At 67.5% G+C, this 20710-nt stretch carries 17 protein-coding genes and 1 pseudogene; 12 read left to right on the top strand and 6 right to left on the bottom strand.

The genetic code is table 11. The annotated features are described in order from the left end of the window. The first annotated feature begins 60 nt into the window (after positions 1-60). Together OPU67_RS08260 and OPU67_RS08255 are read left to right on the top strand one after the other, a co-directional pair. Entirely contained in the window at positions 61-735 is a 675-nt protein-coding gene (locus tag OPU67_RS08260) for a superoxide dismutase (protein ID WP_267619070.1), read from the top strand. Between the two features lie 46 nt (positions 736-781). Next, the gene (locus tag OPU67_RS08255) at positions 782-2872 is read left to right on the top strand and encodes an alpha/beta hydrolase family protein (RefSeq protein WP_267619061.1); all 2091 of its coding nucleotides are present in this window, start codon (positions 782-784) and stop codon (positions 2870-2872) included. Positions 2873-2916: 44 nt separating this feature from the next. On the opposite strand, the gene OPU67_RS08250 is transcribed toward OPU67_RS08255, so the two are convergent. The 3 genes from OPU67_RS08250 to OPU67_RS08240 all read right to left on the bottom strand — a co-directional run bounded on the left by OPU67_RS08250 (position 2917) and on the right by OPU67_RS08240 (position 4862). Continuing rightward, complete coding sequence (locus OPU67_RS08250; protein ID WP_267619060.1) at positions 2917-3231, bottom strand: P-II family nitrogen regulator; 315 nt, start codon at positions 3229-3231, stop codon at positions 2917-2919. Between the two features lies 1 nt (position 3232). Beyond that, entirely contained in the window at positions 3233-4195 is a 963-nt protein-coding gene (locus OPU67_RS08245) for a sodium-dependent bicarbonate transport family permease (RefSeq protein WP_267619059.1), read from the bottom strand. Positions 4196-4262: 67 nt separating this feature from the next. Further along, complete coding sequence (locus tag OPU67_RS08240) at positions 4263-4862, bottom strand: phosphoribosyl-AMP cyclohydrolase (RefSeq protein ID WP_267619058.1); 600 nt, start codon at positions 4860-4862, stop codon at positions 4263-4265. Positions 4863-5140: 278 nt separating this feature from the next. On the opposite strand from OPU67_RS08240, the gene OPU67_RS08235 reads away from it, so the two are divergent. From OPU67_RS08235 to OPU67_RS16375, 8 genes and pseudogenes are all read left to right on the top strand, one after another. Further along, on the top strand, positions 5141-6019 hold the full coding sequence (locus tag OPU67_RS08235; RefSeq protein ID WP_267619057.1) for a LysR family transcriptional regulator: 879 nt from the start codon (positions 5141-5143) through the stop codon (positions 6017-6019). Between the two features lie 139 nt (positions 6020-6158). Beyond that, the gene (locus tag OPU67_RS08230) at positions 6159-7340 is read left to right on the top strand and encodes a CobW family GTP-binding protein (RefSeq protein ID WP_267619056.1); all 1182 of its coding nucleotides are present in this window, start codon (positions 6159-6161) and stop codon (positions 7338-7340) included. 23 nt (positions 7341-7363) lie between these two features. Continuing rightward, positions 7364-8449 carry a C45 family autoproteolytic acyltransferase/hydolase gene (locus OPU67_RS08225; RefSeq protein ID WP_267619055.1) on the top strand — a complete coding sequence of 362 codons (1086 nt, stop codon included), beginning with the start codon at positions 7364-7366 and terminating at the stop codon, positions 8447-8449. A 423-nt stretch (positions 8450-8872) separates the two neighbouring features. After that, positions 8873-10156 (top strand): TolC family protein, encoded by a 1284-nt coding sequence (locus OPU67_RS08220; RefSeq protein WP_267619054.1) that lies wholly within the window; start codon positions 8873-8875, stop codon positions 10154-10156. After that, positions 10153-11154, top strand: a complete 1002-nt coding sequence (locus tag OPU67_RS08215; protein ID WP_267619053.1) for an HlyD family secretion protein — start codon at positions 10153-10155, stop codon at positions 11152-11154. The genes OPU67_RS08220 and OPU67_RS08215 overlap by 4 nt, the downstream gene beginning before the upstream one ends. Next, positions 11151-12302: an ABC transporter permease gene (locus tag OPU67_RS08210; RefSeq protein ID WP_267619052.1), complete on the top strand. Its 1152-nt coding sequence runs from the start codon at positions 11151-11153 to the stop codon at positions 12300-12302. The genes OPU67_RS08215 and OPU67_RS08210 overlap by 4 nt, the downstream gene beginning before the upstream one ends. Beyond that, positions 12302-13447: an ABC transporter permease gene (locus OPU67_RS08205; RefSeq protein WP_267619051.1), complete on the top strand. Its 1146-nt coding sequence runs from the start codon at positions 12302-12304 to the stop codon at positions 13445-13447. Before OPU67_RS08210 ends, OPU67_RS08205 begins: the two co-directional genes overlap by 1 nt. Before the next feature lie 1136 nt (positions 13448-14583). After that, a pseudogene (locus tag OPU67_RS16375) lies at positions 14584-14727 on the top strand (DUF6538 domain-containing protein); the annotation flags it as partial. A gap of 57 nt (positions 14728-14784) precedes the next feature. On the opposite strand, the gene OPU67_RS08200 reads toward OPU67_RS16375, so the two are convergent. The 3 genes from OPU67_RS08200 to OPU67_RS08190 are packed head-to-tail and all read right to left on the bottom strand — an operon-like array spanning position 14785 to position 18451. Further along, a complete protein-coding gene (locus tag OPU67_RS08200) occupies positions 14785-15186 on the bottom strand; it encodes a hypothetical protein (protein WP_267619050.1) in 402 nt (133 codons plus the stop codon). Beyond that, positions 15183-15731: an aspartyl protease family protein gene (locus tag OPU67_RS08195; protein ID WP_267619049.1), complete on the bottom strand. Its 549-nt coding sequence runs from the start codon at positions 15729-15731 to the stop codon at positions 15183-15185. The genes OPU67_RS08200 and OPU67_RS08195 overlap by 4 nt, the downstream gene beginning before the upstream one ends. Before the next feature lie 59 nt (positions 15732-15790). Beyond that, the gene (locus OPU67_RS08190; protein WP_267619048.1) at positions 15791-18451 is read right to left on the bottom strand and encodes a TonB-dependent receptor domain-containing protein; all 2661 of its coding nucleotides are present in this window, start codon (positions 18449-18451) and stop codon (positions 15791-15793) included. Positions 18452-18609: 158 nt separating this feature from the next. On the opposite strand from OPU67_RS08190, the gene OPU67_RS08185 reads away from it, so the two are divergent. Together OPU67_RS08185 and OPU67_RS08180 are read left to right on the top strand one after the other, a co-directional pair. Beyond that, positions 18610-19335, top strand: a complete 726-nt coding sequence (locus tag OPU67_RS08185; protein WP_267619047.1) for a response regulator — start codon at positions 18610-18612, stop codon at positions 19333-19335. Beyond that, on the top strand, positions 19332-20702 hold the full coding sequence (locus OPU67_RS08180) for a sensor histidine kinase (RefSeq protein ID WP_267619046.1): 1371 nt from the start codon (positions 19332-19334) through the stop codon (positions 20700-20702). Before OPU67_RS08185 ends, OPU67_RS08180 begins: the two co-directional genes overlap by 4 nt. Positions 20703-20710 lie beyond the last annotated feature (8 nt).

Below are 20710 nucleotides of genomic sequence, written 5' to 3'. Positions count from 1 at the left end.
AATGATCCGATGACCCAAGTGCGATCTGTGCTGCTGACCTGTGCAGCGCTGGCAGCGGCAATGGCTCCGCTGTGGCTGGCACCCGCCGCCGAGGCGCAGACTGCTGCGCCTGCGCCCGCCGCCTTCACGCTCGCGCCCTTGCCCTATGCTCCCGAGGCGCTCGAGCCGGTGATCGATGCCGAGACGATGCGGATCCACCACGGCAAGCATCATCAGGCCTATGTCGACAACCTCAACAAGGCGGTTGCAGCCGATCCGGCGCTCGCAGGGGTGCCGCTCGAACAGCTGGTGGCGCGCGCGGGCACGCTCCCGGCGGCGATCCGCAACAATGCTGGCGGGCACTGGAACCACACCTTCTTCTGGCAAACCATGGCGCCGGTAGGGCAGCCGGGCGCGATCTCGCCCCAGCTCGCGGCTGCCATCGACGCGCAGTTCGGGGGAATGGACAAGTTCAAGGCAGCGTTCAAGGCGGCCGGCACAGCGCGGTTCGGATCGGGCTGGGTGTGGCTGATCGTGGGCGCGGACGGCAAGCTCGCGATCACCTCGACCCCCAATCAGGACAACCCGCTGATGGACGCAGCCGAAGTCAAGGGTGTGCCGCTTCTGGGCAATGACGTGTGGGAGCACGCCTATTACCTCAAGTGGCAGAACCGCCGCGGCGACTATCTCGACGGGTGGTGGCAGGTGGTTGATTGGGGCAAGGTCTCGGTGCGTTACGCCGCGGCCTCGCGCTGATACCGCACAGGATGGCAAGGCAAGCCGGGATGAAAGGGAAAAGTCAATGAGGGCAGGACTTCTGGCAGCAGCCGCGCTGATGGCGGGCTGGGCGCATGGGGCGCTGGCGCAGGAGGCTGGCGCCCCCACCGCCGGACCCGAGGCCCGCTTCACCACGAAGGATCTGTTCGATCTGTCGATGGCAAGCGACCCGCAGATCAGCCCGGATGGCACGGCCATCGCCTATGTCCGGGTGAGCAATGACATCATGACCGACCGCGCCCGCCGTTCCATCTGGTTGGTCGACACCCGCACCGGCGAACAGCTCCCCTTGGCTGGCACCAGCGGCGAGGGCGATGCCTTTGCCCCGCGCTGGTCACCCGATGGCACGCGGCTGGCCTATGTTGCGACCGCAGCCGGGGGCGCGCAGCTGTGGGTCAAGTGGGTGAAGGGCGGCGAGACGGTGCGGCTGACGGGCCTGCCCAATAGTCCCTCCGGCATCACCTGGTCGCCCGATGGCACGCAGATCGCCTATTCCATGCTGGTCGAGGGCGAGGGGCTGAAGCTCGGCAAGGCCCCCGATGGCAAGCCAGAAGGCGCCCAGTGGGCCGAGCCGCTGGAGGTCTATGACCTGCTCGCCTACCGCGCCGACGGGGCGGGCTATTTGAAGCCGGGGTTCGAAAAGCTGTTCATGATCCCCGCCACCGGCGGCGCAGCGCGGCAGCTGACCTTTGGCGAGTATCACGACGGCGGCGAGCTCGCCTTTTCGAAGGACGGCAAGACGCTGTTTTTCGGCGCCAATCGCAAGCCTGACTGGCAGAGCGATCCCGTCGATGGCGAGATCCACGCGCTCGATATCGCCAGCGGGCAGATGCGCGCGCTGACCAGCCGCAACGGCCCCGATCACAGCCCGGCGGTCTCGCCCGATGGCACGCTGATCGCGTTCCTCGGCTTCGACGATGCCGGGCGGGCTTACGAGGACGATGATCTCTACGTGATGGCCCCCGATGGCAGTGCTTTACGCAATCTGACGGCGGACTGGGGCTTCAGCCCGGCGGGGATCGCGTGGGATGCCGATGGCAAGGGCATCTATGCCCAATACGACATCAGCGGCGAGACGCGGGTGGCGCGGATCGGGCTCGACGGCACGATCCGCGATGTTGTTCAGGGGCTGACGGGCGGCGGGTTCGATCGGCCCTATACCGGGGGCAGCTTTTCGGTCGCGGCGACGGATGCGCTGGCCTTCACCGGCGGCGCGCCGACCTTTCCGGCAGAGTTGATGCTGGCGGCGGGTGGCGGCAAGTCCCGTGCGCTGACCGATCTCAACGCTGCGCTGAAGGCAGTCAAGACGATGGGCGCGGTGCGCAAGATCACCGCCAGATCGAGCCATGACGGCCTGCCGATCGAAGGCTGGCTGACCTTGCCGCCCGGCTACACCCCGGGTCAGCGCGTGCCGCTCATCCTCGAAATCCACGGCGGGCCCTTCGCCGCCTATGGCCCGCACTTCGCCAGCGACAATCAGCTGTTCGCCGCAGCCGGCTATGCCGTCCTCTCGGCCAATCCGCGCGGCTCGACCTCCTATGGCGAGGATTTCGCCAACCGCATCGACAAGGCCTATCCCGGCAATGACTATGACGATCTCATCAGCATCGTCGATGCCGCGATTGCCGAAGGCGTGGCTGACCCTGACGCGCTGTTCGTCACGGGCGGATCGGGCGGCGGGGTGCTGACCAGCTGGATCGTCGGCAAGACGGGCCGGTTCAAGGCGGCGGTGACGCAGAAGCCGGTAATCAACTGGACGACGCAGGTCCTGACCGCGGACAATCCGGCCTTCTTCGGGCGCTATTGGCTGGGTGCGCAGCCCTGGGAGAACCCGGATCTCTACTGGAAGCAATCCCCGCTCTCGCTGGTCGGCAATGTCACCACGCCGACGCTGGTGGTGGTGGGTTCCGAGGATTACCGCACCCCGGTGAGCGAGGCGGAGCAATTTTACACCGCGCTGCGGCTGCGCGGCGTGCCGACCGCGCTGGTAAAGGTGCCGGGCGCCAGCCACGGCGGGATCGCCGCGCGGCCATCGCAAAGCGCGGCCAAGGCGGCGGCGATCCTCGCCTGGTTCAAGAAGTACGATGCGGGCAACCCGGCTGTGCCGCAGCCCTGAGCGCCATGGCGTGACGGCCCGCGGCGCTCAGGTCTTCATGTCGGTCAGTCAAAGCGTTGCGGGCGGATCACTTCAACATTGCTGACCAGCAGGATCAGGTGATGGGTGGCGAGCAGCGGACTGAGCAGGTCGGTCAGCCGGTCTGTCCCCTCCTCGCTGGTCACAGCCATGAACATCACCTTGGCGGTCGCCCCGGAGATCTGGTCGTCGCGCCAGCGCCCTGAGTGGCCCATGCCGCCTAGGGTCGGCAGCAGGGTGTAGTGCTCAATCCCTGCGCTGGCGGCGATCCGCTCGATCGCGGGGATCAGCGGCTCGTCGGCCAGCACTTCGACGCGGCGGCGGATGATGGTTTCGGTCATGTCAGATCATCCCGTGCAATTGGCTGGCAACCCAGGCGTAATAGGGGATGCCGATGGTCAGGTTGAAGGGGAAGGTGACGGCCAGGCTCATGCCCAGATAGAGCCCCGGATTGGCCTCGGGCAAGGCAAGGCGCATCACTGCGGGCACCGCGATATAGCTTGCGCTGCCCGCCAGAATGGCAAGCGCCGCCGCCGATCCTGCATCGAGCCCGGCGACAACGCCGAGCGATGCGCCGAGCGTCCCGTTGGCGACAGGCAGGGCGATGGCCAGTGCAGCGGTGCGCAGCGAAAGGGCGCGCCGATCCATCAGCCGCCGTGCTGCGACGAGCCCCATGTCGAGCAGGAAAATGCACAGCATCCCCTTGAACAGCGTGTCGAAGACCGGAGCGATCGGGGCAAAGCCCTTCTCACCCGCGATCACGCCGATGATGAAACTGCCGACCAGCAGCACCACCGATCCGTTGAAGAAAGTCTCGTGAAGCAGCCCCCCGCGCGCGGCGAGGGCATCACCCTGCCCCCGCTTGGCGAGCAGCAGACCGGTGAGCACCGCCGGGGTTTCCATCAGCGCCAACACCGCGACCATGAAGCCCGCCGGCGCCATGCCGATGGCGCGCAGCACTTCGGACCCGGCGGCGAAGGTGACGACGCTGACCGATCCGTAATGCGCCGCAACGGCAGCGGCATTGGTGCGGTCGAGCCGGCCCAGGGTGCGCAGCGCCCAGAAGGCGGGTAGCGGCAGCAGGAAGCTCAAAGCCAGCCCGCAGCCCCCGGCAATCAGCATGGCGCCGGTGAGGCCGCTATGCGCCACCTCCCCCCCGCCGCGCAGGCCGATCGACATCATCAGATAGAGCGCGATGGTCTTGGCCACGGCCTCGGGCACGGCAAGGTCGGACCGGGCGAAGGCCGCCAGCGAGCCGAGCAGGAAGAACAGCACAACCGGCTGGAACAGGGCGTCAACAGCCATGGTGCAGCCCCCCGATACAAGAAGTGAAGATCATGGAAGTGCCCCCATGGTTGATTGGCCGCGCGGCTCAGTTCGGGTTGAACGGCACCGACGAATGGTGAACGACGATCTTGAGGTCACCCTGCTCCCCGCGCACATAGGCGAAGCTGTATTCAACCTTCGTATCCGCGCCGCCATCGGCCGGGGTGAACCAGTAGTTGCCCATGGCGACGGCCATGTTGCAGCTGTTGTTGACGATCCCGTAGTTCTTCCAGCGCACCTTGGTCCACGGCTTGATCGCGAAGCCCTTGTCCTCTGGGAAGGAGGGGTTGCCGCCGACGAAATAGGACAGGGCCGAATCGAACGAGGTGCGGAACTGGTCGACCGAGGCGAGGGTCGGCTTGAACAGCACCAGGCTGAGGTCATAGCCATAGAAGCGGTTGATGTGGGCGGCCGCAGCGGCAGTGTAGTCCCCGCCCTCGCGGTAGGTCTTGCCGATCGCGACGATGCCCTCGCCCCAGGCCTTCTGCGCATCGACCACTTCGCGTTCGCTGATGCAGGGCTGTGCGGGCGCGGCGGCAACGGGCGCGGCAGACTTGGCGGGCTTGGCCAGCGAGGGGCTCGCCAGCGCGATCAGCGGCAGAGCCAGCGCGGCGATCAGCGGGCGGGTGCGGGCAAGAGCGGTCATAGTGCACATCCTTTGTATCAGGGTGCCCGGACATGCCCCGGCGCGCAGGCGTGCGTGCTGACGGGCGAGGGCCCGTCAGGCGGCGCGGTGTGCGGTGATCAGGGGCAGGCGGGCAGGCGGGCAGGCAGGGTTGGAAGGATGCCTGGAACCGTTTCCAAGCAGGGACGCATATAGACGCGGTCAGTTTTGCCGGGGAAACGCAAAAAACTGCACCGATTTATCAATGTCGATGATTAATCGGCTTGATTGTTACAGCTCATCCCCGCACTCTTTGGCCCATGCTCCCGCTCGATGTGCCGCTGCTTGAGACCTTTCTCGATCTGGCCGAAACCGGCAGCTTCACCCGCACCGCCGCGCGCGTTCACCGCAGCCAGTCGGCGATCTCGGCGCAGGTGCGGCGGCTGGAGACGATGCTCGGCGTGACCCTGTTCGAACGGACCACGCGGCAGGTCGTGCTGACCGCCGCGGGCGAGCGGTTGGTTCCCCATGCGCAGGCGGTGGTCGATGCCGCCGCCGCGCTCGCGGCGCGCTTTCGCGAGGAGGAGGATGTCGCTGGCGACGTGCGCCTCGGCTGCCCGGAGGACATCGCCAGTGCCGACTTGCCCGCAATCCTTGCTGATTTCGCCGCCGCGCATCCGCGCGTGCGGCTGCATGTGCGCTGCGATCTGACGCTGCATCTGACCCAGCAGTTCGAGGAAGGGGCCTTCGATCTCATCCTCATCAAGCAGGACCCCGAACGGATCATGGCAGGCGCGCGGCTGCTGCGGCGCGAGGCGCTGTGCTGGGTCGGCCCGCCCCGGGCGCAAGCGATCACGCATGGTCAGACCGTGCCGCTGGTGCTCGCTCCTGCCCCTTGCGTCTATCGTGCAAGGGCGCTTGAGGCGCTGGCACAAGCCGGGCACATCCCCGATGTCGTCTATGCCTCGCCCAGCGAGACCGGGCAGATTGCGGCGGTGCGCGCAGGGCTGGGGTGGAGCATCTTGCCGGAGCGCCGTCTGCCGCCCGATCTGGCGGTGGTGGACGCGAGTTGGCCGGCAGTGCCCGAAGCGGCGATCTGCCTGCTCACCTCGGCGCGGATGACCGGTGCGGTGGAAGCCTTTGCCCGCCATGTCGAGGGCCGCCTGACAGCGATGCCCGAGGCACGCACGCCGTCCTGAAATTCGGGCTGATCAGGGCTTGGCTCGCTGCGGAATAATGATATAGTATAACATAAAGTCGGCACGACTATCTCAGCCCCGATCATCCCCGCAGCGCGCCCCGGTCAGCTGTACCGGTCAGCGCCTGAAAGGCCCCCGCATGAGCGCCCTTTTCGCACATCAATCGCAAATCCCCGTCACTTTGCTCACCGGCTTTCTCGGCGCGGGCAAGACCACGATCCTCAACCACCTCGTGCGCGATCCGGCGCTGGCCAAGACGCTGGTGATCATCAACGAATTCGGCGCGGTTGGGATCGACCATGATCTCATGAGCGTGAGCCAGGAGGATGTGGTGGTCGAAATGTCGAGCGGGTGCCTGTGCTGCACGATCAGGGGCGATCTGGTGCGCACCTTGCGCGATGCACCCTGGCGCTTTGCCCGGGGCGGGATGTGCTGGTTTGACCGGGTGGTGATCGAGACCACGGGCCTTGCTGACCCCGCCCCGATCCTCCACACGCTGATGACCGACGAGCGGCTGGTGACGCTCTATCGCATCGATGGAGTGGTGACGGCGGTCGATGCCGTCAACGGGATGGCGACGCTCGATACCCAGGAGGAATCGCGCAAGCAGGCGGCGGTCGCGGACCGGTTGCTGCTGACCAAGACCGATCTCGCCAGCGCCGAGGACATCGCGGCGATCGAGGCCCGGCTGCGCGCGCTCAATCCCGCCGCCCCGATCATCCGCACGCTGGGCGGCGTGGTGGAGCCTGCGCGGCTGCTTGATGTCGGGCTGTGGAACCCCGAGACCAAGTCTCACGACGTGCAGCGCTGGCTCAATGCCGAGGCCTATGCGCAAGGTCACGATCACCACCACCATCATGACCATGACCATGACCATGACCACCACGACATCAACCGTCATGATGACCGGATTCATGCCGTGTGCCTGACCTTCGACGAACCGCTCGATGCCGAGGCGTTCGATTTCTGGCTGCACACCCTGATGATGCTCAAGGGGCCGGACGTGCTGCGGGTCAAGGGGATCGTCAACATCGCCGATCTCGACAAGCCGATGGTGCTGCACGGTGTCCAGCAGATCTTCCACCCGCCAGTGATGCTGGACGCCTGGCCGTCCGACGACCGCCGCACCCGCATGGTGTTCATCACCCGCGGCGTGGACGAGGCCATGCTGCGTGACACGCTGGCGATAATGACCCAATCGGTGAAGGATTATCGCCTGTCCGGTCCCAAGGGCACAGTGCAGGGTCCGGGGCCCGGTTCGGGCAGTTCGCTGTTGCTGCCGGGCGATCCGGGGTTCGATTTGGCGGCGCACGCCCTTTGACCGCGCCGGTATCACCACCGCCGATGCTCGACCTGCCGCAATTCACCGTGCGCGGCACTCCCGAGGCGATGGGGCGCCAGTATGGCCAGCATTTCCGCGACCTCATCGGCGCCTTCGTGGCTGACCGGATCGCTGCGGTGGAGACCTATCTTGACGAGCGCGGGCACACCGGCACCGAGCCCCTGTTTGCGTCGGGCGCAGCCTGCCTCGAAGCGGCGCGCGCCTTCGATCCGGCCGGCCATGCCGAGCATTGCGGGATTGCCGAGGGAGCGGGGATCGATCCCGTGGTGCTGTTCACCACCGCCAACATGACCGACGTGCGCGACATTATTGTTCTACCGGGCGATCCGCTGGTGGTGGAAGATGAAGGGTGCACCGCTGCGCTGCTGCCGCCTGCCATCACCGCCACGGGCACCGCGCTGCAGGGCCAGACCTGGGACCTCAACGGGCCGGATGTCGACTATGTCATCGCGCTCCACCGCCTGCCTGATGACGGCCCGGAAACGTGGACAGTGACCTGCGCCGGGTGTCAGACCCTGATGGGCATGAACGCCCACGGGGTCGCGGTCGGCACCACCAATCTCAAGACCCGCGGCGCGCAGGTGGGCGTGCCCTACCTGTCGGTGCTGCACCGCGCACTGGCGCAGCCGACGCTGGCGGCGGCCAGCGCGATCGTGGAGCACGCGCCCGTGGCCGGCGCCCATTCCTATTGGATCGGCGGCAGCCATGGCGCGGTGGAGTGGGAGCGAACGCCGCAATCCGCATTCCTGCGATCAACCGACAGCGGCCCGCTGGCCCGTGCCAACCACTGTCTCTTCCCCGCCAACATCGCCCGCGAAACCGACCTTTCGCCGAGCACGCACGCGCGCATGGCGCGGGCCGAGGCCTTGCTGGCGGCCTCTGGCCAGCACACGCTCGCAAGTCTCAAGGCGTTGTTCGCGGATCGCGGGGACGGATGGCTCAGCATCAACCGGTTTGCCGAGGACCAATCGGGCGCGACCACCAATGCCGTGGTGGTCTGCAATCCGGCCGAGCGCGAATTCTGGGCCTGCCGGGGACCGGCTGATCGCGGGGTCTGGGCGCGACTGTCTTTCACCGGGAATGACTGAAAGCAGACCGGGTGAAGGGGCCGACTGCAGACTTTCGGGAATGCCGGCATCTTGCAGACCCAGCCGCTCCATTTGGCAAGCAGGAATGACTGGCTCTGGGTCAGGCGCCCTGACGGTCAGGCATGGTGCCTGTGCTTCGGCCGCCATCTGTACCCGGATCGCGCCTCGGCCCGGGCCCTTTCGCAGTGTCGACCTGCAAAGGAAATCTGATATGACCAAAGGGGCCAGGCGTCGCAGGACATGGTGGCGCGACAAGCCTGCCTTCGCCTTGCGCAACGGCTCTCGGCAAGCAGATTTGCAGCGGTGATTTGGCAAGCCGGCATTAAGAATGCTCAGGGGTATGCAATGGCAGGGTGGTGGCGATTGGCGTTGTGGGTGATTGTCGGCACAGCGAGCTCTGCCGCTCTGGCCGACAGCCCCGGCATGCTGACATACGACGAGGCACAGCAGCGCTATCTCGAGCAATCCGACGAGATTGAGGCCGCCGATGCCGCCGTGCGCGCTGCGGCCTTGCGCTACAAGGCGACCCGCACCATCGGGCGGCCCGAAGTCGAAATCGAAGCCCAGCTGCTCGACTTCCAGAAGACGCTGTTCCTCCCGCTCGGCCCGCTCGCGGATGTCGGTGCGGCTTTCGGACTGGTTGACCCGCTGCAATTCCGCATCCGCGAACTGGTGCGTCGCCCGATCATCACCGCGACCATGCCGATCTATGCCGGCGGCCAGATGGACGCGGCTCGCACTGGTGCGGCGAGCAAACTCGCCATCGAGGAAGCTGCCCGGACCGAGACGACTGCCAAGGGGCTGGCACAGGTCGCGCGCGCCTATTTCGCGCGGCAACTCGCAGCCGAGGCGCGCGACGTGCGTCGCGATGTTGTAGTGCGGATGGAGCAGCTGGTCGCCGATGCCCGCGCGCTTGAACGAGAGCAGCAGATCGCCCGCGCTCAGCGGTTGCAGGCTGAGGCCGCCCTTGAGCAGGCAAAGCGCGAATTTGAAAAGGCTGATGGCGATCTCGCTGCCGCCGAGATTGCCGTCATGAGTCTGTTGCGTCTGGAGGCACCGACAAAGCTGGCAACACCGCTGGCCGTGCGCGAGGCTGCGCTGCCGCCGGTCGAGGCATTTGTCGATTCGGCCCTCGCCAACCATCCCGCGATCAGGCGCCTGGATGCGAGCGTCACGCTGGCAGGCGCAGGCGTAAAGTCGGAAGCCGCGCAGCTGCGCCCGAACGTCTATGCGCTCGCGCAATACAATCTCGATCGTCAGAACACGCTGCTGACCGACCCCGATTTCATCATGGGTGTGGGGATCAAGTTCAAGCTTGCCAGCGGACTGGGTCGCCGCAGCCAGCTGTCCGCCGCGCGTGAGACAGAGGCGCAGGCGAGCGCAGGGGCGCGCGAGGCGCGCAACCAGATCGAAGCGGGCGTGAGGATCGCGCACAGCCGGGCGGAAACCGCGCGAAGGCGGCACGCACTCTATGCCCGCAGCATTGCAGCTGCGGACGAATCGCTGCGGGTCGCGCGACTGTCCTTCCGCGAATTGCAGGGCACCAGCCGTGATGTCACCGACGCCGAGCTCGTCGCTGCCAGCGCGCGGGTCGAGCAGGCGCTGGCGGCCTATGAATATGTCGATGCCCTGATCAGTCTGATGGAATCGAGCGGCCAGATGGAGCGGTTGCCTGATTATCTCGTGGCAGCTGGAGGCGGCCAATGAACGACTCATCGGCGCAAGCGGGCCGCAAGTTTTCCGTCACGTTGGCTCTGGCTCTGGCCGTCGTTGGGGTCTTGGCGCTGGGCCTGTGGCTCGCTTGGCGGCCTGCGCCCGATCAGGTGCAGGGGCTGGTCGATGCGCGCGAATTGCGGGTCGCCAGCAAGGTCACCGGCAGACTCGCGCAGATCCATGTCGAGGAAGGGCAGATGGTCGAAGCAGGGCAATTGCTCGCCACCATCGACAGCCCCGAAGCGCGCGCCAAAGAGGCGCAGGTCAGCGCCGTGGTCGACGCAGCCGAAGCGCAGGCCAGCAAAGCCGAGGCGGGCTCCCGGGCCACCGAGATCGCCGCCGCTGAAGCGCAATGGCTGCGCGCGGCGGCTGCGGCCGATCTGGCGCGCGTGACCTTCGAGCGGATCAACCGGCTGGCTGAAGAGGGCGTGGTGCCGGGCCAAAAGCGCGACGAGGCGCGCACCAACTTGATCGCAGCCGATCAAGCAGCCCGCGCGGCGCGTGCACAATATGACACGGCGCGCGAAGGGGCCCGCCGCGAAGACAGGCGCGCTGCCGAAGCACAGGCCAGTCAGGCACGCGGTGCCGCCGCCGAAGTCGCTGCCGCGCTGGCTGAAACGACGGTGTTCGCGCCCGCCAGGGGCGAAGTCGGCCGCAGGCTGGCACAGCCGGGCGAACTCGTCGGCGCGGGATTTCCTATCATGTACGTGACCGAGATACAGCGCACTTGGGTCACGCTGACCCTGCGCGAAAATCAGCTGGCCGGGATTGCGCCGGGCAGCGAAGTCACCGGCACCATTCCGGCGCTCAAGGGTGCCAGCGCGCGTTTCCGCGTTACTTTCATGGCGCCTGCGGGCGATTACGCCACGTGGCGCGCAACCCGCCAATCGAGCGGGTTCGACATCAAGGGCTTCGAAGTGCGCCTCGCACCGGTCAAGCCGATCAAGGGCCTGCGACCTGGCATGTCGGTCCTGTTCGACTGGCCGCAATGAGCTTCGCGCGGCGCCTCGGGAAGAGTTTCCGGCGCGAGGCTGCGTTCCTGGCGCGCAACCCGTGGGATCTGGCGCTGCTGACCTGGCTACCCTTGGTCCTGTGCGGGTTGATTGCGTGGCAATTGTCCGCCGGGGTGGTGCGCGATCTGCCGGTGGCGCTGGTCGATGCCGAGCGCAGCGCCCTGTCGCGCGACATCGCGATCCGCATCGAGGGCGCACCGGGGCTGCGGCTCGCCTCCACCGTCACCGACATGGGCGAGGCCGAAGCCCTTGCCCGCGCCGGCGCGGTCGAGGCGATCGTGCTGGTCCCGCCCGAGGCAACCCGGCGCGCCTTTGCGGGGCAGGGCCAGATCACGCTCTACGTCAACGCAGCGCATTCGGCGGCCTCCTCGACCATCCAGCGCGACATGGCCGCGATCATCGCCGCGGCCAATGCGCGCGAGGCGGTCGAGCAGATCGCCGCAGTCTCGCCGCCGGGCAGCGTGAGGCCAGCGCCGGTCAAGGTGACATCGGTGATCGCCTTTAACGCGCCCGCCAGTCAGGAACAGCAATTGGTGAGCCTACTGCATCCGGCGCTGTTGCATATCCTGTTCATGCTGGCGGTGGTGAGCGCTTTCGGGCGCGAATTGCGCGATGCGACGGTTGCCGCGTGGCAGCCCGATCGCGCAGCGCTGGCAGGCAAAGCCGCGCTTTATGTGCTGGCCTTCATGGCATGGGGAGCGATGATGACGGCCTATCTGGCAGGCTTTCGCGGCTGGGCGATGGCAGGCGGGCCACTGTTGCTGATGGCGGGCTATTTCGCCATGTTCGCCGCCTATGCGGGGGTCTCGCTGCTACTGCTCGGCCTCACCCGCTGCATGAGCCAGAGTCTGTCGCTGACCGGGCTTTATGCCGGCGCGTCCTTTGCCTTTGCAGGCGCCATCTTTCCGGTCGATCAGGCAAGCGGATTTGCGCGGGTATGGGCGGAGGTGCTGCCCTTTACCCACTTCGCGCGGTTGCTGGCGATGGACTGGATCACCGGTGCGCCTGCGGCAGCCGCCGCAGCGCCGCTGATGCCGCTTGGCCTCATCGCGGTCGTCACGGCGGTGCCCGGCATGTGGCTCTATTTGCGCGCGGCTGAGCGTCCGCAAGATTGGGGGAGGCGCTGATGTGGGCGGCTTTCCGCGCGGTGTTCGCTGCAATCTTCGCTGATCGCGCGGCGGCCCTACTGCTGTTCGGCGCGCCGATCCTCTACGCTGTGCTCTATCCCAGCGCCTATTCGGGCGAGCTGGTGGTCGATGCGCCGGTGGTGGTGGTCGATCTCGATCGCAGCGGGGCAAGCCGCGATCTGGTGCGCCGCACCGCCTCCGTCAGTCAGGTGCAACTGGTGGCAAGCCTCACCTCGGCGCGCGAGGCGGAGAGCTGGCTGGCGGCGGACAAGGCAAGTGCTGCCGTGATCATCCCCGAAGGCTATGCCCGCGCCATCGCTGAGGGGCGCAGCGGCGAGGTGATGCTGGTGGGGAGCGGGGCGCATCTGCTGCGCTCCTCGAGTGCCCTCACCGGAATCGGGGCGGCGCTCGCCAGCACCGCGCGCGAGGCGGCCTTCGATCAGGCCCGCGCCGCTGGCCCGGCCGCGCCGCCTGCTCTGAACCTCGTCACTCGCCCGCTGTTCAACACCCGCGAAGGCTATGGCGCGGCGGTGTTTCCCGGGGTCGCCTTCATCATCGTGCACCAGTCGCTGCTGCTTGGCCTTGCGCTGCTGGCGGGGACTGCGAGGGAAAGGCTCGGCGCGCCGCTCAGTGTGACACCGGCGCAGTTCGCCGGGCTGGGGCTGGCCGCCAGCACGATTGCCATGGCGCAGGTGTGCTGGTTTGCAGGCTTCGTGTTCTGGTGGCAGGACTATCCGCGCGGCGCTGCGCCCCTGTGGCAGGTGCTGGCAGGGGCAAGCCTGTTCGTCGCCGCCACTGCTGCGCTGGTGCTGCTGCTGGCCAGCTTGTTCCGCACCCGCGAGCGGCCTCTGCAGCTGGGCCTCGGCATCTCGCTGCCGCTGTTCTTCCTGTCGGGCCTGACCTGGCCTGCGGCCGCAACCCCACAGCCGCTAGTGTGGTTGGCTCGCCTGTTCCCCACCACACCGGGGCTGGAAGTGATGGTGGGGCTCAACCAGATGGGCGGGACATTGGCCGATTACGCCGGAGCGCTGGCGAACCTCGCCGTGCTGGCACTGGCGTTCGGCGCGCTCGCATTCTGGAAGTGGACCTCTCCGCAGCCCCTGCGCTCACCGTTCCTGGCCGGATCGCGGCAGGCCGGTGCCTGACAACGCGGCCGGCAAGCGACGGACTTCGATAGAACAGAGTGCGGTTCTCTTTGAGAGGATGATCCCTGCGCTCACGCCTTGCCGTTCTACTCGCCGCCCATAGCGCGCTTGTTCGTGTCAGCCTGGCAGCGCAAGCGCTGCTGGATGCCGGGCCGCAGGTCGAGCGCTAACTGCCCCTGCCGCAGCTCTCACAAGCGGTCACTGCGCACCGCGACCAGTAGGGACATGCTGAGCCGGGGATGCCAGTGCATTTCGTAATCACCGGCACGATGCTGGGTACCGCCTTGAACTTCAGACCCCCAGTTACACATGTGCCAATGCCTAAATGAGGGGCCATTCCGCTCCCCACCCACTTCCAGCCATGAGCGCGATCCTAAAGCCGGAATGGCGGTTTCTGGCTAATCCAGACAATCAACTCCGGCACCGGGAACGACCAAGTCTGGGGCGGGAACCGCCGTTCTCGTCTGGCTGATCGGGCTGCTGTGGCGCGCACCCCGCAAGCGATCCATTCGGCAGGCGGCCAATGGCTGACAAATTGTGTGCCGTTAAGCCGCCAGAACCCGATCCAGGTTTTGCAACCCAGCCTGCCGGAGGCTCCGTTCTGGGCAAATGTCTTTGAGCTCCTAGCTGAAAGCGTCAGAGGCATCGAAACCGGACCCGCAGTTGGGAACAGTGAGCACACCCTACGCGACCGGGCGCCATGGTGTTGCTATGAAATTAATATAGAAAATGTCGCAATGTGCGCTCGGCATCTTCTCAATCAAATCTGACTGACCAATCGGATCAGATGAACTGATCAATATATCACTGAAATAATTATACATTTTCAGATCTTCAATCATTCGAACCTGATTGGAAGGCCGTGAGTTCAAATCTGACCCACATTGTCCCACGTTTTCCACAGGCATCCGGCTCATACAGGGGCTCACCTGGGGGCCATTGAAAGCCGTGGTACAAAAATTAATACTATCTATCAGGACATTGTGTCGACGGTTGGCTTCCCTTCACCCGCTCCATAATCCTGAAAAACCCGCAGAAGACCGCCATTCAGTAGGCGGTAATGCGCTCGCCTTCACCCATAGCTTCTCACGCGGCTTCTCACTTGCCGAACGCATTCGGCCCGGGGGTCCGCTGACATCGGCCAGCACGGCTATCTCCTGCGCCGCGGAGCCCGGTATCATTTTCGGCGAAGAAAGCCTGCCGTCTGCAAATGTAGTCGTCCTATGAGCATTGCGTTGGGCACATCCGACCCTCTCGAGGCACGTCGCTTCGTCCGGCGGCTGGCCGCAACCGCGCCGGCGCGCCCGATTGCCGGCCGCGCCAGCGGATGGATCACCTCATTGGCACTGCAGACGTTCGCGCAGGAATGTCTTCATGATGTCGGCGAGCGGCAGCCGGTGCTCGGCGGGCGGCCTGGTGCGCAGCCACTTGCCGATGTCGTCGGCCGTCAGCTGGCTGGAGCCCGTCTTCGGCTTGCACGACGCGGGCGCACGGCCTGCCGCGCGATCGGCTTCATCGGCCGCCTGGGCAGCCACCAGCGCCCGGACGATGTCCTGATGCAAGGCCTTGAGCCTGTCGCCTTGCGGGGCGCCGGCGCTGCTTGCCCTCAAAGCACTGTCGCGGGCAAGCCAGTCTCCGAGCGTCGGCGCGCTGGCCGATGCTGCGGCGACGCTGTGCCCCAATGCGGCAGAGGCCGCGATGCCGATGGCCATAAGGATGGCGAGTGGGCGTTTGATCATTTGCTTGTTCCTTGGGGTTGGTCTCGGTTTGCGGGAAGCTTGAGGTAGAGTTCGCTCGATCCGATGTTGATGATGGCCGCGTAGCCGCTGAGCACGTCCTGCCCCACGACCCCGTCGATCTCGACGCCCGTGGCCGCCTTGAGGCGCGTGGCGACGCTGTCGAGATTGGTTGCGTAGACGGCCGGAAGCGGGACGGCCCGGCCATCGAGAGCGAAGCTGGTGATCGGATGGCTCGTGATCGCGATGCCGCCGCCCGCGCCCGCGCCTTCCTGCGTGCCGGTCGCCGGTGCGAGGCCGAACTTCGCCAGCCGGTCGTGCCGCACCACGGTCCGGCCGGCGCCGGAATCGAGCACGAAGGTGCCGGACTGGCCGTTGACGGTGACGGTGATCGTTTCATGGCCGGTCGGCAGTTTGGTGAGCTTGAAGGCGGTGAAGCCCTGCTCGCCGAGAAACGCGCGGACCTTGTCCGCTTGCGGCGGTGCGGCAGGAGCGGGGGCGGACAGCACGATGGCAAGGGCGGCAGCTGCCCTGATGAACGTGTGCATGGTGTTTCCTTTAACGAGAACGGGTGGGGAAGAGCGCGATCGCCGGCGGGCGCGGGCGGTCAGAACATCTTGCGCAGGCTGAAGCTGAAGATGCGGCCCAGCGGGTCGAGATAGGCCGGCTGGTAGCTCAGCGGCACCGCGCCGGCCGCGCCGCGCACCTTGGGCCGGGTGTTGAACAGGTTTGTGACCCCCAGCGACACGCGCGCGCCTCTCAGCCATTGCGGCGGCTGTTTTCCCCCGATGGCTTCGGAAAGGTTGGCGAACAGGTTGAGACTGACGATCGCATAATCGTCAAACCGCAGGTCGCTGGCCGGCTGCGCCGGATCGCGCACGGCGGTCGCGCTGCGCCAGTTGGCCGATAGCCGCGCGCCCCAGCCGCCCTTGAAGGCCCCGGCCTGGAAGTCGACTTCGTGCCGCCGCCGGCCGCCGAGGAAATCGACCGCGCCGCCATCCAGCAGATCGAGCCGCGGCCCGCCGCGGCGCAAGGCGATGTCGTCCTCCAGAACCCAGTTGTGGTAGAGGCTCACGTAAACGCGGCTGGTGAGGTTAGCCGCACCCTGCGCGGTCGCGCTGCCGGGCTCTGGGCGGATCAGCGCGGCATTGGGGAACAGCCGCTTCACCTCGGCTTCGCTGGTCACGACCTTGACCCGCGCGTCGCGCAGATATTCGGGCACCTTGCCGAGCGGCCGGGTGAAATTGACGCCCCAGCGCAGCTCCTGCTGGCGCGCCTCGGCAAAGTTGACCGCGCGCGCGTCGATCTGCTGCAAGCGGCCCGCAGCATCGCGGGTGAACCGCTCGGGGAAAGCGGCCGCGATCTGCGAGGTGACGATCGGGAACGGCGCGATCGCGTTGTCGGTGCGGCTGCGCACGTAATCGGCGCTGATGCTGAAGTCGGTCCTGGCGAGCGGCCGCAGCGTCACGCCGAGGCGGAGCAGTCGGCGATCGTCGTTGACAAGGCCGGGGTTGCCGCCGGTGATGCGGGTCAGGTCGACCACCTCGCGGCGGACGAAGTCGAAGGTGCGCAGGTTGGGCGTGACCACCACCGGACCACCCAGCTGTTCAAGGCTCGGCGCGCCCTCTTCGCGGGTGAACGAGGCGACAAGGCCGATGGCCTTGGACGGCGCCCAGTTGAGGCCGTAGCCATAGGTCCACAGCGTCCCCGCATCCGACAGCCGGTCGTAAGCGACATTGGCATTCACCGTCAGGTTCCCGATGGGCGACGCCTTTTCCGCGGTGCTGCTGGCGAGCGGGATGGAGACGTCTGCCTGCACGCCCCCACGGTCGCGGGACAGATCGGCCAGCGTGGTGGTGCCGCCGAAGCTCGCCCGGCCCGTGAAATCGCGGAATTCGCCTCCGACCCGCACGCTCGCCGACAGCGGTCCCGCCGGCAGCGTGGCGAGCGGCCCGGACGCGAGGAGGTCGGCATTGAACACCGTGTCGGTCGATAGCGCCGCGTCGCGCGGGGACAGCGCACGTGCGGCATCGGTCAGCACCTCGCCCTCGGTCCGGTCGAAATTGCCGAGCGCCGTCCACTGCCAGCGCCCCCACCGTCCGCCGAAGGTGGTGCCGACATGGACCAGGGTCTGATCGCTGTCGCGCCGCAGGATGCGGTCCCCGGCAAGGCCGAGCAGGCTGTCGTTGCGGCTGACGTCGACACGGCCGTTGAGGGTTGCCGCGACATCCTTGAACACATGGCCGCTCAGAACGCCGTTGACGCCGAAGCGCTCGTTGTCGGGCAGCAGGGTCCGCACCCTGCCCAGCTCGGGCGCGCCCGCGAACTGCTCGACATCGCGCTCGCTTTCGAGCAGGCGGTCGGCGCGCGAATAGGTCGCCCCCAGCGCGATGCGCGTGTCGCCCGCGATCCTGAGGTAATCGGCATTGGCGCTGCCGGTCTCGCGCCCACCTTCGCTCGGGAGGAGCAGGCCGGCCTGACCGACGCGGGCCCGATAGCGGGGGAAGGTGACGATGTTCACCACCTTCTGGTCCGCACGGTAGCCATATTGCAGCGCCAGTTCCTCCGGGAAAATCTCCATCCGCTCGATCGCTTCGGAGGGGATGCGCGCGATCTCGGAAAAATCGGACACGCGCCGCCCGTTGAGCAGCGTCACCGGCGGGGCGTCACCCCGGCCGCGGTTGCTGGCGGTCTGGGGGGCGATGGTGTCCAAGAGCGCGCCGATGTTCTCCGCCCCGAACGCGCGGATATCGAGCTGGCTGAAGCTGCGTTCGGGCGGGATGTCGCTGTTCACCGACCCGCGCGGGCGCTCGCCGGAAACGACGATGCCGTCGGACCTGGGCGGCGCATCCTTTGCCGCCTCCGCCCCGCCGCCGGCGGGCGCCCCGTCGGCCGCAGGCGCCGCGCCGGCCGCCTCGAGCGCAGCCTGGCGCGCCTCGGGGGGGAGCGCGTCGCCATATTGTTCGAGCAGTTTGCGGGCAAGCTCGGGCGGCAGCGGCTTGCCGTCGATGGTCTGCACCCGGACCGATGGCTGCGCGCCGCTGGCGCCGGGGCTACCAGCGGGGGGCAACTGATCCTTCAGCCGCTCCTCGACCTGCCGGGCGAGTTCGGGCGGCAGCGGCTTGCCATCGGCGCCGTAGATGACGCGCTTGGGCGGCGCGGCCGGCGCTGCGCCGGCCTGTGCATCGCGTGCCTCGCGCGCCGCGGGCGGCGCGTCGGTCTCCTCGGCCGATTGCGCCGCCAGCGCGCCGGGCGCTGTGCTCGCCAATAGCCCTGCAGCAAGGCCAAACCACTTTCCTGTCACCGGGTTCCTCCAAGTTCGCAAACCTGGCGGGGACACAAGCAGCCTTGCGTATCGACCGGATGGCGCGCTTGTATCGGACCGTGATACGGTAATGCTACAAAGCCCGGCTATCTGCTGCTGCCATGACTTCCCGGACCGATTCCCTGCCGACCATCCTCGTGGTCGATGACGATGCGAGCATCCGCGATGCGATCGCCGATTTCCTGGGGATGCATGGCTTTGCCGTGCAGGCAGCCGAGAACGCCGCGGCGTGCGACCGTGCCCTGGCGGCAGCGCCTGCGGATCTCATCGTGCTCGACGTGATGATGCCGGGCGAGGACGGGCTGTCGCTGTGCCGACGGCTCGGCGCCGGCGGCACGCCGATCCTGATGCTGAGCGCGCTCGATGCGGTGACCGACCGGATCGTCGGGCTGGAGGTCGGCGCGTGGGACTACATGACCAAGCCCTTCGAGCCGCGCGAGTTGCTGGCTAGGGTGCGCGCACTGCTGCGCCGACCGGTGGCCGAGCGAGCGGCACAGTCCGGCGGCAGCGGCGACGCGCTGACTTTCGCCGGGTGGCGGTTCGACATCGAGCAGCGGCACCTGCGCGATCCCGCCGGCCGCGCGCTGGTGCTGACCGAGGGCGAGCACGCGCTGCTCGCCGCTTTCGCCCGGCGGCCCGGACGCATCCTCTCGCGCGACGTGCTGCTCGATCTGGCGCGCGGGGTCGATGCCGCCCCCTACGACCGCGCCATCGACATCGCCGTGAGCCGGCTTCGCCGCAAGCTCGCCAATGCCGATCCGGCCCCGCTGATCGAGACCGTGCGCGGCGCCGGTTACCGGTTCCTCCCGGCGGTCCAGCGCCTGTGAAGCGCACGCCCAGCGCCCTGGTTTCGATCGGCGGGTTCGGCATCGCGGTCGCAGCGCTCAGCGTCGCGGCGACGGCCGTCATCGTGCTCGCCGCGCCGCCGCCCCCGGCAACGCGGACCGTTGCATCCGAGGCGATCATGGCGCTGCGCGCGCCGGCGCCCGGCTTCGAACGGCGCATCGCCGCCGCACCGCCCGATGGGCCACGCATCCCCTTGATCGAAAACCTGCTGGCCGCCGAAATCGGCAGACCTGCCCGGGATGTGCGTGCGACCCGGCTCGATGCGGCACCATCGGTCGCGCTCAGTGTCCGCACCATGCCGAGGGCAGAGGCGGAGCGGATGTTCGGCAAGGGGCTGCCCGGCACAATTGTCTTGCGCGAGCGCGATACGGCGAAGCTTCAGGTGGTCGAAGCCGGCGCTGCGACCGGGGCCTTTCGCCACGTGCTGCTCGATCTGCCGCTGCCGGCCTATGCGGCGAGCCTCAGGCAGGCCGACGGTCGCTGGCTGGTGGTGCAGCCTGCCTTGCCGTTTCTGGGCGGATGGCAACGCAGCATTCTCATCGCGCTGTTCGTCAGCCTGCTGCTGCTGACGCCGCTGGCGTGGTTCTATGCCCGGCGGCTGACGCGCCCCTTCCGGGCGCTGGCGGGGGCGCTCGGCAATGCTGCTGCGCCGATCCCGCAGGAGGGGCCGCGCGAACTGCGCGAGGCCGCGGCTGCAATCGCCGCGATGCAGCAACGCCTCGCCGACGAGGCGAGCGAGCGCGCCCGGATGCTCACCGCCATCGCGCACGATCTGCGCACCCCGCTGACGGGCCTGCGCCTTCGCATCGAGGGCGTGCCGGAACCGCAACGGTCGCGGATGGTCCACGATGTCGAGCGGATGCAGGCGATGATCGGCGAGGTGCTCGACTTCGCCCGCGATGCCGCCGCGCCTGCCGCGCTCGTCGATGTGCGCTCCGTCCTTGCACTGATCGTCGAGGAGATGAATGCCGGAACGCGGGGCCTCCGTCTGGCGCCCGGCGCGGATGCGCAGGTGCGCGTGCCGGAACCGGCCCTGCGCCGGGCGATCGAGAACCTCCTGCGCAACGCCATCGCCTATGCCGGCGGCGGGACGGTCACGACCGCGCTGGCGGGAACCGATGTGCTGATCTCGGTCGAGGATGCAGGGCCGGGCATTCCGGCTGCCGAGCGCGAGCGGCTGATGCGCCCTTTCGAACGCGGCGAAGGCTCGCGCAACCGCGACACGGGCGGGGCGGGTCTGGGGCTGAGCATCGTGCGCGACTTTGCCGTGCAGCAGCGCGGCAGCTTCGTCCTTGGCGATGCACCCGGCGGCGGAACCATCGCCACCCTGCGCCTGCCGCTGGCATGAGCCCGCCA

Source organism: Erythrobacter sp. WG (assembly GCF_026586795.1).
In the GTDB taxonomy this organism is placed as follows: domain Bacteria; phylum Pseudomonadota; class Alphaproteobacteria; order Sphingomonadales; family Sphingomonadaceae; genus Erythrobacter.
The sequence above is the reverse complement of the archived record's forward strand: the minus strand, read 5'-3'. Positions and strand labels throughout refer to the sequence as shown.

What these genes read in the sequence shown, in the direction of transcription:
- OPU67_RS08260 (WP_267619070.1), top strand. Translation starts at nt 61, where the DNA reads ATGGCTCCGCTGTGGCTGGCACCCGCCGCCGAGGCGCAGACTGCTGCG.
- OPU67_RS08255 (WP_267619061.1), top strand. Translation starts at nt 782, where the DNA reads ATGAGGGCAGGACTTCTGGCAGCAGCCGCGCTGATGGCGGGCTGGGCG.
- OPU67_RS08250 (WP_267619060.1), bottom strand. Translation starts at nt 3,231, where the DNA reads ATGACCGAAACCATCATCCGCCGCCGCGTCGAAGTGCTGGCCGACGAG.
- OPU67_RS08245 (WP_267619059.1), bottom strand. Translation starts at nt 4,195, where the DNA reads ATGGCTGTTGACGCCCTGTTCCAGCCGGTTGTGCTGTTCTTCCTGCTC.
- OPU67_RS08240 (WP_267619058.1), bottom strand. Translation starts at nt 4,862, where the DNA reads ATGACCGCTCTTGCCCGCACCCGCCCGCTGATCGCCGCGCTGGCTCTG.
- OPU67_RS08235 (WP_267619057.1), top strand. Translation starts at nt 5,141, where the DNA reads ATGCTCCCGCTCGATGTGCCGCTGCTTGAGACCTTTCTCGATCTGGCC.
- OPU67_RS08230 (WP_267619056.1), top strand. Translation starts at nt 6,159, where the DNA reads ATGAGCGCCCTTTTCGCACATCAATCGCAAATCCCCGTCACTTTGCTC.
- OPU67_RS08225 (WP_267619055.1), top strand. Translation starts at nt 7,364, where the DNA reads ATGCTCGACCTGCCGCAATTCACCGTGCGCGGCACTCCCGAGGCGATG.
- OPU67_RS08220 (WP_267619054.1), top strand. Translation starts at nt 8,873, where the DNA reads ATGCTGACATACGACGAGGCACAGCAGCGCTATCTCGAGCAATCCGAC.
- OPU67_RS08215 (WP_267619053.1), top strand. Translation starts at nt 10,153, where the DNA reads ATGAACGACTCATCGGCGCAAGCGGGCCGCAAGTTTTCCGTCACGTTG.
- OPU67_RS08210 (WP_267619052.1), top strand. Translation starts at nt 11,151, where the DNA reads ATGAGCTTCGCGCGGCGCCTCGGGAAGAGTTTCCGGCGCGAGGCTGCG.
- OPU67_RS08205 (WP_267619051.1), top strand. Translation starts at nt 12,302, where the DNA reads ATGTGGGCGGCTTTCCGCGCGGTGTTCGCTGCAATCTTCGCTGATCGC.
- OPU67_RS08200 (WP_267619050.1), bottom strand. Translation starts at nt 15,186, where the DNA reads ATGATCAAACGCCCACTCGCCATCCTTATGGCCATCGGCATCGCGGCC.
- OPU67_RS08195 (WP_267619049.1), bottom strand. Translation starts at nt 15,731, where the DNA reads ATGCACACGTTCATCAGGGCAGCTGCCGCCCTTGCCATCGTGCTGTCC.
- OPU67_RS08185 (WP_267619047.1), top strand. Translation starts at nt 18,610, where the DNA reads ATGACTTCCCGGACCGATTCCCTGCCGACCATCCTCGTGGTCGATGAC.